This window comes from Paractinoplanes bogorensis (assembly GCF_018829635.1).
GTDB lineage: Bacteria > Actinomycetota > Actinomycetes > Mycobacteriales > Micromonosporaceae > Actinoplanes > Actinoplanes bogorensis.
The window spans coordinates 149,747-163,925 of sequence record NZ_JAHKKG010000011.1; the positions used below are offsets into that span (position 1 = coordinate 149,747).

The 14,179-nt window shown below is 68.6% G+C and carries 12 protein-coding genes; 7 read left to right on the forward strand and 5 right to left on the reverse strand.

Annotated features, from left to right (window positions below; all coding sequences use genetic code 11):
- Positions 1–27 precede the first annotated feature (27 nt).
- On the reverse strand, positions 28–1,815 hold the full coding sequence (locus KOI35_RS32695) for a sensor histidine kinase (protein ID WP_215792549.1): 1,788 nt from the start codon (positions 1,813–1,815) through the stop codon (positions 28–30).
- Between the two features lie 94 nt (positions 1,816–1,909).
- On the opposite strand from KOI35_RS32695, the gene ku reads away from it, so the two are divergent.
- The gene (gene ku / locus KOI35_RS32700) at positions 1,910–2,587 is read left to right on the forward strand and encodes a non-homologous end joining protein Ku (RefSeq protein ID WP_246614145.1); all 678 of its coding nucleotides are present in this window, start codon (positions 1,910–1,912) and stop codon (positions 2,585–2,587) included.
- Between the two features lie 261 nt (positions 2,588–2,848).
- Complete coding sequence (locus KOI35_RS32705) at positions 2,849–4,114, forward strand: hypothetical protein (RefSeq protein ID WP_215792550.1); 1,266 nt, start codon at positions 2,849–2,851, stop codon at positions 4,112–4,114.
- On the opposite strand, the gene KOI35_RS32710 is transcribed toward KOI35_RS32705, so the two are convergent.
- Complete coding sequence (locus tag KOI35_RS32710; protein WP_215792551.1) at positions 4,104–4,724, reverse strand: hypothetical protein; 621 nt, start codon at positions 4,722–4,724, stop codon at positions 4,104–4,106. The genes KOI35_RS32705 and KOI35_RS32710 overlap by 11 nt on opposite strands.
- Positions 4,725–4,924: 200 nt before the next feature.
- On the opposite strand from KOI35_RS32710, the gene KOI35_RS32715 reads away from it, so the two are divergent.
- Together KOI35_RS32715 and KOI35_RS32720 are read left to right on the forward strand one after the other, a co-directional pair.
- A complete protein-coding gene (locus tag KOI35_RS32715; RefSeq protein WP_215792552.1) occupies positions 4,925–7,243 on the forward strand; it encodes an ATP-dependent Clp protease ATP-binding subunit in 2,319 nt (772 codons plus the stop codon).
- Between the two features lie 52 nt (positions 7,244–7,295).
- Entirely contained in the window at positions 7,296–8,168 is an 873-nt protein-coding gene (locus KOI35_RS32720; RefSeq protein WP_215792553.1) for a patatin-like phospholipase family protein, read from the forward strand.
- Here KOI35_RS32720 and KOI35_RS32725 read toward each other — a convergent pair.
- From KOI35_RS32725 to KOI35_RS32735, 3 genes are read right to left on the reverse strand one after another with little or no spacing between them, the layout of a single operon-like run.
- Positions 8,162–8,569, reverse strand: a complete 408-nt coding sequence (locus KOI35_RS32725; protein ID WP_215792554.1) for a hypothetical protein — start codon at positions 8,567–8,569, stop codon at positions 8,162–8,164. The two genes, KOI35_RS32720 and KOI35_RS32725, sit on opposite strands and share 7 nt — an antisense overlap.
- 13 nt (positions 8,570–8,582) lie before the next feature.
- Positions 8,583–9,152, reverse strand: a complete 570-nt coding sequence (locus KOI35_RS32730; protein ID WP_215792555.1) for a hypothetical protein — start codon at positions 9,150–9,152, stop codon at positions 8,583–8,585.
- Complete coding sequence (locus tag KOI35_RS32735) at positions 9,149–9,799, reverse strand: DUF4352 domain-containing protein (protein WP_215792556.1); 651 nt, start codon at positions 9,797–9,799, stop codon at positions 9,149–9,151. The genes KOI35_RS32730 and KOI35_RS32735 overlap by 4 nt, the downstream gene beginning before the upstream one ends.
- Before the next feature lie 196 nt (positions 9,800–9,995).
- Between KOI35_RS32735 and KOI35_RS32740 the strand changes: the two genes are divergently transcribed.
- The 3 genes from KOI35_RS32740 to KOI35_RS32750 all read left to right on the forward strand — a co-directional run bounded on the left by KOI35_RS32740 (position 9,996) and on the right by KOI35_RS32750 (position 14,033).
- The gene (locus tag KOI35_RS32740) at positions 9,996–10,421 is read left to right on the forward strand and encodes a hypothetical protein (RefSeq protein ID WP_215792557.1); all 426 of its coding nucleotides are present in this window, start codon (positions 9,996–9,998) and stop codon (positions 10,419–10,421) included.
- A gap of 147 nt (positions 10,422–10,568) precedes the next feature.
- Entirely contained in the window at positions 10,569–12,389 is a 1,821-nt protein-coding gene (locus KOI35_RS32745) for an N-6 DNA methylase (RefSeq protein WP_215792558.1), read from the forward strand.
- An 84-nt stretch (positions 12,390–12,473) separates the two neighbouring features.
- The gene (locus KOI35_RS32750) at positions 12,474–14,033 is read left to right on the forward strand and encodes a serine/threonine-protein kinase (RefSeq protein WP_215792559.1); all 1,560 of its coding nucleotides are present in this window, start codon (positions 12,474–12,476) and stop codon (positions 14,031–14,033) included.
- Positions 14,034–14,179 lie beyond the last annotated feature (146 nt).

Genomic DNA, 14,179 nt, shown 5'->3' on the forward strand with positions numbered 1-14,179 from the left:
CGCTTACCCGCGTACGGGGAAATGGTGTCAATGCGAAGCCGGAACCCGGGCGTCCTCGGGGACCGTGAACCAGAACGTGCTGCCGCCGGACGGGTTGGGGTCCACGCCTACGCGGCCGTGGTGGCGCTCGATGATGCGGTGGACGATGGCCAGCCCCAGGCCGGTACCGGGGAAATTCTCGCTTCCGCCGACCCGCGTGAACGCGTCGAACACTGCTGCGCGGTCCTTCTCGGAGATGCCGATTCCGTTGTCGCTCACCTCGCAGCGCCATCGGCCCGCGGCCACCGGGTAGCAGTCGACGCGTACGCACGGCTCGCGGTCGGCCGGGGTGTATTTGATGGCGTTGCCGATCAGGTTGTCGAGCACCTGGCGCAGCAGCGTCGGATCGCCGTAGACCGTGGGCAGCTCACCCACCGTCACCTCGGCCGGGCGGTCGCCGGAGCGTTCGCGGGCGATCTCGGACGCCAGCCGGTGCAGGTCGACCGGCACGGTGGACATCGCGCGGTTCTCGGCGGTCGCGTAGTCGAGCAGGTCGTCGATCAGCACCCGCATGTGGTCGGCGCCCGTGCGCAGCCGGGCCAGGAAGTCGCGCTGCATGTCGTCGAGCCGTTCGTACGCCTCCTCCTGCAGGAAGTCCGCGTACCCCATGATCCGGGCGAGCGGGCTCCGCAGGTCGTGCGCGACCACCCCGGCGAAGCCGACCAGCTCCGTTTCGCGCTGCCGCAGCCGCCGTTCCACCTCCTCGCGCCGTTCGATGTCGTCGCGCAGGGCCGCGGTCGCCTCGTCGACCCGCCGCAGCGCCCGGTTTCGCGAGGTCACCACGGTCGCGGTCAGCGCCAGCAGCAGCGCGGTCAGCACGGCCCCGACCAGCCAGGCCACCTTGTCGAGGCCCTGGTCGGTGCCGGCGAGAAGCCGCTGAGTGGCTTCCACCCGCAGGGTCCAGGCACGCTGTGCGACTGTCACTTCGGTTTCCCGTACGCCCGCAGACGGGTCCAACGCCACCTCGGGTCGCCAGTCGGCCATCGGCAGCGGGTCGCCCGTGCTGCCGTCGAGCAGCGTGACCGCCACCCGGTCGCCCGCCGAATCGGCCACCACCTCGCTGAGGAAGTCCCCGCCGCGCACACCCAGCACCAGCCAGCCCCGGAACCGTCCGCTGTCCGGCGCACCCGGCGACGTCGCGTAGACCGGGGCGACGAAGACGAACGACAGCTGGCGGCGTTCCGGGGCGAGATCAGAATCCTTGAGCAGCCGGTACGTACGACTGACGGTCACCCGGTGCCCCGCCTCGGCGGCGTTCATCGCCTCGACCGCCTGCGTCGAGCGGGACAGGTCGAGTCCGGCCGACGAGCCGGTGTCGTCGAGTGACTTGTCCAGGACGGCGAACCGGTGCGGGCCGCTCCCGGTCGGGCGCAGCGTCAATTCCGTGGCACCGCGTTGCCGCCACCGCTGCTGCAGCGCGGCCACCTGAGCGTCGGGTGCCTGGATGACCAGCGAGAGCCCGGTCGCCCCAGGCAGCCGCCGCCGGTCCACTCCCGCCGTGATCGCGGTGAACTCGGCCGACTCGAGCTCGGCCTGCGCCCCGACCGCGGCGGCCAGGTCGGTGAGCGAGTTCGCGTAGCGGCTCACCTCGGCCGAGATGGCCTGCGAGATGATCGTCGTACGCTGTCCGAGCGCCCGGGTCAGCCGGTCCCGCTCGGCGTTGTGCAGCGCTATCGCGGCCATCGCGGTGCCGGCCAGCCCGACCAGGGCGACGAGCACGAGCGCGACCGCCGACCGGCGTACCCCGGCCGCACGGGCAGGCTTTCCGGGGGTCACATTTGTGACGGTACGCCCGATGGCGCCCCGATCAGGCCGGTTCCCGACCCTGTTCAGCCGTTTCTCAGGACCTACACCGGGTAGTGAAACGCTCATGGCGCGACCGATCTGGACAGGTGCGATCACTTTCGGTCTGGTCTCGGTGCCGGTGGCGATGTATTCGGCCACCCGCGAGCACGAGGTCAGCTTCCACCAGTTCGAGAAGGGCACGGACGACCGCATCCGCTACCGGCGCGTGAACGAGCGCACCGGCAAGGAGGTCGACTACGACGACATCGTCAAGGGCGTCGACGGCGTCTACCTCGACCAGGACGAGCTCGACTCGGTGGCGCCGGGCCGGTCACGCAGCCTCGACATCCACCGGTTCGTCGAGCTGGCCGACATCGACCCGCTGTACTACCAGAAGACGTACTGGCTGGGCCCCGGCCAGGGAGAGACCGCCAAGGTCTACGGCCTGCTGCGCGACGCGATGGCCGACTCGGGCCGGGCCGCCGTGGGCACCCTGGTCATGCGCGGCAAGGAATACCTGACCACCATCCGCGCCGACGGCAAGATGCTGGTCCTGCAGACCATGTACTTCGCCGACGAGGTACGCGACCCGGCCGACCAGATCGACGACCTGCCCCGCCGCAACCAGGCCAAGCCGGCCGAGCTGAAGATGGCCCAGCAGCTGATCGACTCGATGGCGGGCCCGTGGAAGCCGGCCGATTTCCGCGACACCTACCAGGACCGCGTCCAAAAGCTGATCAAGGCCAAGTCGAAGGGCAAGTAGGTCAAGACGGCGGAGCCGGCCCCGGACCCGACCGCGGCGTCCGACCTGTTCGACATCCTGCGCAAGAGTGTGGAGGCCGCCTCCAAGCGTCGCACCACCGCCGCGCCGGCGAGGAAGACCGCTCCGGCGAAGAAGACGACGAAGAAGGCGGCGCCGGCGAGGAAGGCGGCGACGAAAACAGCCAAGCCGAAGCGCAAAGCTGCCTGACCCACCCGGGTGACGCCGCGGATCTGTCGCGCTCGACGTGGCTACGCTTCGCCGGTGCCCGTATCGCGGAAACGCAAGTCGAAGAAGACCGCCAACCAGCACCAGCTCCTGGCCAGGAAGGCGCGCCAGGACAGGCAGGTGCAGAACGTTCTCGCGGAGGCGGAACGTGGGCGGGTGCGTCGAGCGGCGTTGGCCGGCCCCTCGGCCGGCGCGCTGATCGCCGAACTGACCGCGTACGGCCGGGAGAGCGGCGGCCCCGCTCTGGAGGACGAGTTCTGCGCGCGGCTCGGACCACTGCTGCGTGAGTGGGATCAGCGACCGCGGAACGAGTATGCCGGGCCGGGCGACTTCGCCTTGGCCCTGGTCCGCGCGGCCCGCGCCGGCGTCGAGCGGTCACTCCGGAGCGGCGAGGATCCGTTGGCGGTATGGCGCGTATTGGACATGATTATCGAGATCTTGCCCGCCGCCTCCCTTGAAGAGGTCAGTGAGCTGCTTCCCGACCTCAACGAGTGGCCCGGCGACGTCGAGCCGCCGGAGTTGCCCGTCCCGGCGTCGCTGATCGGCAGGGTGTCATGGGCCCGGGACCGCTACGGCAGTCGCTTCGCGGTCACCGCCGGCTTCGCTGCGTCTGGCGGCCCGGTTCGCTGGTATCTGTGGGACATCGACGCCTGCACCATGAGTCCCCTGACGGTCCGCAGCGGCTATTACGACTCACCCGAGCAGGCATTGGCGGCCTGGCAGTCCGGTGCCGGCCTGACGTCCACCGGCGATGCCCGGTGGACCGAGGTCGACGACCGGTCGCTGCTGGAGGACCTGATGCCCGGGGCGGACAACCTGTCGATTCTGGGCGGTGAGAGTGCCGACCAGTTCGCCGAGTTCTATCGCAGCCGCCGGCTCGCCGAGGTGGTGCTCGACGTGGGTATGAAGTCGAAGCCTCGTCCCTCCCGTTCCGCGCAGCCCGGCCCGGCGGAGTTCGCCCAGTGGCACCGCGAGCGCGCGACCGGGCCTGTGCCGGAAGACCTCGACGAGGTGGCCGACGCGCTGGCTGACGTCTGGGGCTGTGAGGTTCCCGCCCTCTACCAGTGCTGCTCACCGCACCGAGTGGCCTTCGTGGCGACCACGGCCGGGGCCGAGTTCGGGGCCGACTATGCCCCGCGGGTGATCGAGCTCCTGCCGAGCTGGGTGGCCTGGCTGGCCGACCGCTCGGGTCTGGCCGAGGACCTGACCGCCCGTGCTCTGGTCTATGCCTCCGGCCGGCCCCACCCCGCTCTTGGCACAGACGAGCGAACCCTCGACTACCAGGCGATCGTCATCGAGTAGCCTGCCCGGCAACGCTGAGATCATTTTGCGGGCCCAGCAGCGCGTCCAGCATCTGCCTCGTGCCGGCCAGCGAACCGCGCAGGCTCACCGTCCGTAGTTCGCGGCCCAGGGTGATCGACACGTCCCGTACGCGTCGGTCGTCGCCCGCCTCACCGGCTGTGAGGGCGGCCTCGATGCGAGTCCACAGCTGCCAAGGCTGTTGGTCGAGCAGGGCCCGGGCCGCGCGGTCGAGCGCCGCGCACGTGATGTCGACGGCGGCGTCCTCGCCGAGTTCGGCCACCCATGCCAATTCGTCGGGCTCGGGGCGCAGGGACGGCGACTCGTGCAGAACCGTGGCGTAAAGCATCGCCAGAACCGTTTGCCGATGCTCCTCGCCGCCACGGAAACGTGCCACGACGCGCGCCGCACGGCCCAAGGGCAGATCGACCGCCTCGCGGGTGTCGCGGACCCGGGCGTGGAAAGGACGTTGTTCGCGTTGAGCGAACGACCTCTCGTTCGCCAATAGGCGGGCGGCGACCGAATAGGCCACTCCCAGCTGGGCGGCGAGCGCTCGAACGGCCCGCCGGCGGGCGCGGTCGGGGACGGGGTGGCGGTGCTTCGTTCCGGTCATCGCGGTCCTCCCTTCGCGCCATCGTAGGACGGCCGTTGTATGTTGAGGGGGCAGCCGCGCCTGCACGAGCGAGGCGAGGCCCCCCACGCGGGCCCCGCGTTTTCGCCAAGAGGCTCAGACTCAGCGCTCTTCACCCATTCGCGATGACACGCGTCTATCGGGTGGGGTGCGTGGGGCCTCGCCGCGAGGACGTGAGTGTCGTGTTCGAACGATTCACCGACCGTGCCCGCCGGGTCGTCGTGCTGGCCCAGGAGGAAGCCCGCACGCTCAACCACGACTACATCGGCACCGAACATCTCCTGCTCGGCCTGATCCGCGAGGGTGACGGCATCGCCGGACAGGTTCTGCACAATCTCGGCGTGACTCTCGAGAGTGTCCGCGCGCACCTGGAAAGCGGCGACATCGCGCCGGGCGGGCACATCCCGTTCACCCCGGCCGCCAAGAAGGTGCTGGAATTGGCGCTGCGCGAGTCGCTCGCTCTCGGCCACCACTACATCGGCACCGAGCACATTCTGCTGGCACTGGTCCGCGAGGGCGAAAAGACATTAGACCCTTCCCGCGTACGCAGTGAGGTGCTCGCCCTGCTGCAAAGTCCCGAGGAGCCGGTGACCCGCCCGAGTGAGCTTCTCGACCAGTACGGCGTCAACCTCACTCAGCGCGCCCGCGACGGCAAACTCGACCCGGTCATCGGCCGTGACCGTGAGATCGAACGGGTCATGGTCGTCCTCTGTTGCCGCACCAAGAACAACCCGGTGCTGCTCGGCGACCCGGGCGTCGGCAAAACCGCGATCGTCGACGGCGTGTGCCACCAGATCGTCCGCGGAACCGCTCCGGATGCGCTCACCGGCAAGCAGATCTACACGCTCGATCTGAGCCTGCTGGTGGCCGGTTCCCGCTATCGCGGCGATTTCGAGGAACGCCTCAAGAAGGTCGTCAAGGAATGCCGCACCCGGGGCGACATCATCCTGTTCGTCGACGAGATCCACACCCTGGTGGGTGCGGGTGCGGCCGAGGGGGCGATCGACGCCGCGAGCATCCTCAAGCCGATGCTGGCCCGGGGCGAGTTGCAGACGATCGGCGCCACCACCACGGCCGAGTACCGGAAGTATTTCGAGAAGGACGCGGCGCTGGCCCGGCGCTTCCAGCCGGTGCGGATCGACGAACCCACGTACGCGCAGGCGATCGACATTCTGAAAGGGCTGCGCGACCGGTACGAGGCCCATCACCGCGTCACCTTCACCGATGCCGCTCTGACGGCCGCGGTGACTCTGGCCGATCGGTACATCGCCGACCGTTTCCTGCCCGACAAGGCCATCGACCTGATCGACGAGGCCGGCGCAAAGGCCCGTATCGAGCAGTTGACCGCGCCCGAGCGCAATGTCGCCCTGACGCGGCTGCGACGGGAGAAGGAGGCGGCGATCGACGCTCAGGACTTCGAACGGGCCGCCCGGATCCGCGACGACGAGAAAAGGGCCGTGGCCGAGCGGCGGGTCGAGGTCGGCTCGGAACAGATCGCCGAGGTGCTGGCCCAGTCGACCGGCATTCCCGTCTATCAGTTGACCGAGGAGGAGACCGCCCGGCTGCTGAGAATGGAGGACGAACTGCACCGCCGGGTCATCGGACAGGGCGAGGCCGTCCGTGCGGTCGCGAAGGCGATCCGGCGTACGCGGGCGGGGTTGAAAGATCCTCGTCGGCCATCCGGATCGTTCATCTTCGCCGGCCCTTCCGGCGTCGGAAAGACGTCGCTGGCCCGGGCGCTGGCCGAATTCCTGTTCGGCTCGGAGGACGCGCTGATTCAGCTCGACATGTCGGAGTTCCACGACCACTCGACGGTGTCGCGGCTCGTCGGGGCGCCTCCCGGCTATGTCGGCCACGACGAGGGCGGGCAGCTGACCGAGAAGGTGCGCCGCAAGCCGTTCTCGGTGGTGCTGTTCGACGAGATCGAGAAGGCCCATCCCGACGTGTTCGGCGCGCTGCTGCAGATTCTCGAGGACGGCCGTCTCACCGACGGGCGGGGCCGGATCGTCGATTTCAAGAACACGGTCATCATCCTGACGACCAACCTGGGCACGCGATCGTTCTCCGGTGTCCCGCTCGGATTCAACTCGTCGGAGGGGATCCCCGGCCGGCAGGTCAGGGAGGCGCTGAAACAGCATTTCCGCCCCGAATTCCTCAACCGGATCGACGACACGATCGTGTTCCCGCCGCTCGACATCACCCAGGTCGTCGAGATCGTCGACGTCATGATGGCCCGCATCGAGACCCAGTTGCGCAACAAGGACATCGACATCGAGCTGACCGACGCCGCCCGCGAATATCTGGCCCGCAAAGGATTCGACCCGGCGATGGGCGCCCGCCCGCTGCGCCGGGTGATCCAGCGCGAGATCGAGGACGCCCTGGCCGAGAAGATCCTCTTCCACGAGGTGCGCCCGGGGCAACGCATCGTGATCGACCGTGGTGACGATGGGTTGACCTTCGGCTCGTCACCGACGCCGGCGCCGGTGACCCAGCCGGTGTGACCCAGGCCGCTGACGGGGCCGGGCGTCCACCCGGCTCCGTTAGCATCGGCGCATGTCGCAGCGAGTCGCGCTCGCGCTGGGGTCGGGTGGCGCCCGGGGTTACGCGCACATCGGCGTCCTCCAGGTGCTGGAGGAACGCGGCTTCGACGTCTGCGCGGTCGCCGGCTCGTCGATGGGCGCCCTGGTCGGCGGCGTCCACGCCGCCGGCCGGCTGAAGGCGTTCACCGACTGGGCGGTCGCCCTCAAACGCCCCGACGTGCTGCGGCTGATGGATCCGAAATGGTCCGGGGCGGGCGCGATCGGCGCCGACCGCCTGATCAACCATCTCAACGACTTCCTGACCGACGTCGAGATCGAAAACCTGCCGATCCCGTACACCGCCGTCGCCACCGACCTGGCCGCCCGCCGCGAGGTGTGGTTCCAGCGGGGCTCGCTCCGCTCGGCCATCCGCGCCTCGATCGCCATCCCCGGCGTGATCACCCCAGTGACCGTTAACGGTCGCGTCCTGGCCGACGGCGGCCTGCTCAACCCGGTGCCGATCGAGCCCACGGCCGCCTCGGGCGCCGACCTGACCGTGGCGGTCTCGTTGCAGGCACCGCGGCCGGCGCAGGAGCCCGCCAGCCCCGTACGCGCGGCCGCGGCACCCTCTTGGGCGCGGCTACGGCAGGTCTTCACCAGCCGGAGCGCCCAGGCCACGGGGGTCACGTCCGCTCCCGAAGACCTCCGCATCGGCGACGTCCTCGGCCTCTCCCTGGATGCCATGCAAGACCTGATCGCCCGCTACCGCATGGCCGGTCTGCCACCCGACATCCACATCGCCGTCCCGGTCAGCGCCAGCGGGATCATGGACTTCCACCGGGCCGCCGACCTGATCGAACTCGGTCGCACGCTGACCGAAAAGGCCCTCGACGACGCCGGCTACTGAGCGAGCCGCTCGCGCGCCACCCGCAGACAAGCCACAAGCGTTTCCTCCGGTACGCGCATGGCCCGCGCAAGAACCTGCTCGGAGTTGTCCACACCGCGAGCCGCCAGATCGTCGCGAATGTCCAACAGCCCCCGGTGAAACGCCGTCCCATCAGCCGGGAGCGTCGCGACCTGGTCCTCGGTGTACCGCGCGATCATCACTTGCCGCGCCCCCACGGCCAGCACCGGCCCCGCGTACTCAACCGCCATGTCCCCGAGGTGCCGAGCCACTCGCCGCAGCGTCTCGCGGGTGACCCGCGGCGCTTCCACGACCAGCCGCTTGGGCGCGTCCTCGTCCCCACTGAACTCGGCAAAAACGTGCAGTCCCGGCTCGTGCCGCTCCAACTGCGTGGTCTCACTCATTCGCTTCCCCGTTTCACAGAACCTGGACCGAAACAACGTGCAACTGCGGCACCGTCGTGCTGCCGCCGATCTGGGTCTCGTAGTCGTACGAACCGAGAACCGTCACCTTGGCCGTGAACCGGTCGTCCTCGACCAGGTCGGCCAGCACCGACGACTCGCCGACGAACATCGTGTTGGTGTCGTAGTCGTACTCACTCGCGCGCCGCACGCCGTCCACATCCGCGCGGAAACTGTCCGATCCGGTCGCCGCGTCGAACTGGGTCACCACGCCGTAGACCACGTAGTGGTCACCGAGATAGTCGTCCGGCGACTTGGCGACTTTCTTCCATTCGCGCGCGGTCAGCTTCTCGAACGTGATGGGCGCCGCCTTGGCCGCTTTCGTTGTCGGCGGGGCCATCGGTGCGCTCGTTGTGGCCGCGGGCGTGATCGGTTCGAACGACGGAACGGGTGTCGCTTCCACGAACGCGGCCGGCGTCGTCGCGGGCTTGTTCGATGAGTAGACGACCGCCCCCGTGATCATCGCGGCCGACAGCAGAACCGCGCCGGCCAGCCCGTACAGGAGGAACCTGATGGTCCTGGTCATTTGAGCGCCACCTTGACGCCACTCGAGAAGAACGAGGAGTCGTGCAGCTCGATCGTCGTGAGCTTGGTGCCCTTGGCGACATCGAAAACAAGCTTTCCCCGTACGGTGTTGCCGGGGTTGATCTCCTGGAAGAAGACCTGCTGATCCTCGTTGGCGTAAATGCCCGCGGTCGAATCCGTTGAGAACTCCGTACCCGCCGCGTCAAAGGCCTTCTGCGCCGAGTCGATGAGCGTCTGCGCCTCCTTACCGACGTTCTTCACCTGAACGCTGATCAGGCAGAACTGCCCCTGCGCCTTCTGGCTGAGGTACTGACCGCCGACCTTGGCCACGCCGCACTTCATGCCGGTGACCGTGAACTGGAAATCGCCGTCCTTGACCGCCGTGCCGAAACCCGCGGCCTTCGGCTGGGGCTTTTCCGCGGCCTTCGAAACCGCTTTCTTGGGCGCGGCCGTCGTCTCGTCGGCCGCCACCGAGGCCGCAGCCGGCTCCTCGCTGTCGCCGCTGCCCTTGAACGTGGCGATCGCCCCGCCGCAGCACAGAAGCAGCGTGAGCACGCCCGCACCCCCGGCGATCCAGGGCCACTTGCGGCGCTTGGCCGGCACGGCGGGCGGAGGCGGGCCGAAGGAGGGCTGCTGGGGGTAAGTCATGGCGGAAACTCCAGGGGCTTGTGAACACTAACGTGACGCCGTTCATAAAAGCAGCGTCCGACAACTATGTCAACAAGCTTGCGCAAGGACGGGTGTGTACACCGGCACGACTGGATCATGTACGCGAGGGTGGCCGCCACCTTCGAGGGGTGCGGTAACCGGCCGGGGCGGGCGGCCGACGACTAAAATCATCTCTGTGATTGACCAGCAGGCGGTTGTACGACTTCCCTACACGGCCAACAAGCCCATACGAGTGGGGACGGTGATCTCCCAGGACGGGAGCCTCTTCGTCATCAAGTGGGACGACGGCGCCGAGGAGGAGAGCTATCTGGGCGACTTCGAGAAGGTCTGCTCCCGCGGGTCGCTGCAGTTCCAGGCCCTCGTCGAGCCCGACGCGCTGCGGGCCGGCTTCGAGGCGGACCCGCTCGCCATCCTCGTGCAGGCCTGCCAGGAGGCGGACGGCCCGATGACCGGGAAGGAGCTCAAGGTGGCTGTCACCGGTTACGGGGTCGACGAAGCAATTTACAAGCGCGCCTGGCTGACGGTTCGCAAACAGCTCGCGAGCGATGCGCGAGTGATCGTCAGTGGCGCAGGAGCCTCGACGACGTTCGCCGCAGCCTGACCCAGAAGTTCTTGTTCGGATGAACCGGGATCGTCGCAGGCGACAGCGTGGCCTGCGGCGATCCTCTCTTGTGTCGCCGCTCTAGGCCCGGCGGACGACAACTCTGTCAACAGCGCTCGAGCTTGACGCATGTGTACACTGCCATTCGTGCAGCAGAAAGCGAGAGTGACCGCCGCCGACATCGCCCGCCTGGCCGGCGTGGGGCGGGCCGCCGTCAGCAACTGGCGCAAGCGGTACGACACTTTCCCCGCCCCGGTGGGTGGCACAGCCGCGAGCCCGCAGTTCGACCTCGACCAGATCGAGCAGTGGCTGGCTGCGCAGGGCAAACTGCCCGCCGTCGCCGACGAGGACCGCCTCTGGCGCAGCCTGCTGGCCGCCGCCGGCGATCCGGCCGAGGTCCTGGCCACCGCGGGCGATCACTTGCTCGGGCGCGTCCCGTTGCCCTATGAGGATCTCCGCGCGCCTCTGGACGCTCTTGCGTCAACCCCTCGGGCCGCACTGGAATCCCTGTGGGACCGGTTCGCCGACCTGCCCGGTCAACGCGCTGTGACCACCCCTGATGCGCTGGCTGATGTGATGGTCGAGCTGGCCCGCGTACGGGAAGGAAAGGTCCTGGACCCGGCCTGCGGAACCGGCCGGCTGTTGCGGGCGGCCGCGCGGGCCGGGGCAACGACGCTGTACGGACAGGATGTCGACGGGGCGGCGACGCGCTTGGCGGCCCTATGGCTGGCCGCGCACGACCTGGACGGCGAGATCCGCACGGACGACTCCCTGAGGCGTGACGCGTTCCCTTCACTGGTGGTCGATGCGGTTGTGGCCAATCTGCCGTTCGGGCTGACCAACTGGGGTCACGAGGAGCTCGGCTACGACCGGCGCTGGGAGTTCGGGGTGCCGCCGCGCACGGAGCCCGAGCTGGCGTGGGTACAGCACGCACTGGCCCACCTCGCACCGGGCGGCCGGGCCGTCCTGCTCATGCCCCCGTCGGCGGCGAGTCGCCGGGCCGGTCGTCGCATCCGAGCTGAGCTGCTGCGGCGGGGAGCTCTGCGGGCGATCGTCGCGCTCCCGCTGGGGGCGGCCGCGCCACACGGCGTCAACCTGCATCTCTGGGTGCTGGAGAAGTCGACATCGGCGGTTTCCGAGGTGCGGCTGCTCGACACGACAAGCGACCCGATCGAGCGGGCCTACGAACGGATCCGCGACCTGGAGGCAGGTGGGTACGCGATTCCGGTGATCGACCTGCTGGACGACGAGGTCGACCTGACCCCGGGCCGGTACGGTGCGACCGTCGGCAGCGACGAGATCTCGGTTTTCGGAGTCAGAGAGAGCAGAGATGACCTCGTAAGGGTGCTGAAATCTCTGCCCGGACTCCTGCCGGTGCTGGCCCAGGCCGCTGAGAGCTCGAGTCACCCGCCGTCGGTAACGCTCGCTGAGCTCATTCGCGCGGGGGCCCTGCAGTTGCTGGGCCCGGTACGGGTCGGCGGCGCCGAGGCCAGTTCCTTGCCCGTGCTGACCAGCGACGACGTCCTCGAAGGGCGGCACGCCACTGGCCGCGCCGATACGCGGCCGACCCCGCAAATCACGGTGAAGCCGGGCGACGTGGTCGTGCCGATCGCCGCCGACCATCTTCTGGCGTGGGTTGTTTCAGAGGGCGAGGCACTGCTGGGACGTAACCTGCACCTGCTGCGCTGCGACGCGTCGGCGCTCGACCCCTGGTTCCTGGCTGGATACCTGCGGACGTCGGCCAACAAACGCCAGGCCGGCGCCTCATCGGCGTCGCAGCGTTACGACGTCCGCAAGGCCCAGGTGCCGCGAATCCCGATCGACGAGCAACGCCGGCACGGAGAGGTATTCCGGAACCTGCAGGAGTTCGACGCTGCCCTCCGGGCCGCCACATTGCTCGGCGGGCAACTAGCTCGCCGTACTGCGGACGGACTGGCCGGTGGGCTGCTGTCCGTCACAGTTGACTGAACGGCTATGGAATCGATCATTTCGTATGCGCAAGGATGATCGTCGTCGGCCGACGAGCCGGCCGAGTTAGGCGGGGTGAGACAGGTGCCGGGGCGAACGCTCGGCGACGGGCGGTACGAGTTGCAGAGTCCGCTCGCTCGAGGCGGAATGGGTGAGGTCTGGCTCGGCCACGACACCCGGCTGGACCGGGAGATCGCGGTCAAGTTCATCCGCGTCAGATCCGGCGAGACAGAGCAAGAAGACCTGCGACGCTTCCTGCGCGAGGCGAAGATCACGGCGCGGTTGGAGCACCCTGGCGTACCTGCCGTCTATGACGCGGGCACCGACGAACAGGGCCGGCCTTTCTTGGTCATGCAGCGGGTGCATGGCCTCAGCATCGCCGATTTCATTGCCGAGCAGGGACCGCTCCCGATCGGCTGGGCGAGTGCTATCGCCGCGCAGACATGTTCTGTGCTGGCTGCCGCACATGCTGCTTCGTTGGTGCACCGCGACTTGAAGCCGGGCAACCTGATGCTCGAACCGAGCGGCTGCGTCAAGGTGCTCGACTTCGGACTCGCCGTCGCACCGACCCTGGCCGATTTTTCCCGCATCACCATGACCGGGCAGCCGATCGGTACCCCTGCCTACATGGCCCCCGAACAGGTCGAGGCGAACCTCAGCGAGCCGGCGACCGACCTGTACGCGCTCGGCTGCACTCTTCACGAGATGCTGAGTGGCGACCACGTATTCACTGGCCCGACGACTTACTCGGTCATGACCCAGCAAGTGAAGGACAGGCCGCCACGACTGCGGTCGATGCGCCCAGACATCCCCGCGGAGGTCGAACGACTCGTTCTCGACCTTCTCCAGAAGCGGCCGGAGGACCGGCCGGCGAGTGCCCTCGACGTGTACGACCGACTGGCGCCATTCGCGGCCGACCTGGGCCCGCTTCCCGGCGTTCTCGCTGCGCCCGGCCAGCCCAGCCCCGTCCGGATGTATGCCGAGCTGGTCAGCCGGGTGTCCCGGTCACCGACGGCAAACTGTGTGTCTTCGCCCGAGCCGGTTACCGTCGCCGAACCGGCGCGGGAGGCCGCAGCAGTCACACGACACGACCTCGCCCAGGCGCGTAACGATGCCCGGCAACTGGCCCAGGAGTCTCGCTTCAGCCAGGCCGCGGAACTGCTCAGTGACACGGAGCTGGCTGCCCGGCAGGTCTTCGGCAACGTCGACAAGGACGTAGTCCGGATCAGGTACGAGCTGGCGACGGCGCTCTTCGAAGGCGGGGACTACCACCGCGCGGCCCCAGTTTTCGAGGCGCTTGCCGAGGATCTCGACGCCGGCGCAGTCATCTCGCCCGACCTTCTTTTCGACTGCCGGGTCAAGCAGGCGATCTGCCATGCCATGACTGGGCGAGGGGGACAGGCGCTCGGCGAACTCGACGCCCTGCTCGCGGATCGGCGCGCTGCCCACGGGGCGGAGGATCCGCGGACACTCGACCTCCGCAAGCAGATTGCTCTGCTGCAACTGCAGTCCGGGCACCACCAGCAGGCACGCCGGACGCTGTCAGGGCTACTCAGTGACGTACGGCGGCTTCCCGGCGGCACCAAGCCAAGCCCGGCCGAGGTAGCTGACCTCCTCGCATCCATCCGTTCGGAGGACAGATAGGTAGGTGATTCGGTAGGCCTCAGAAATGATGGAGTCCGCAGACGCGGCGGGCCGCCGTCATGATCAATCCGACGATTGGCTGGGAAGGTCTGAACAATCGTCCGTACCTGATGAGCACGGCGTGGCCCGCGCGTCACGTGAATAAG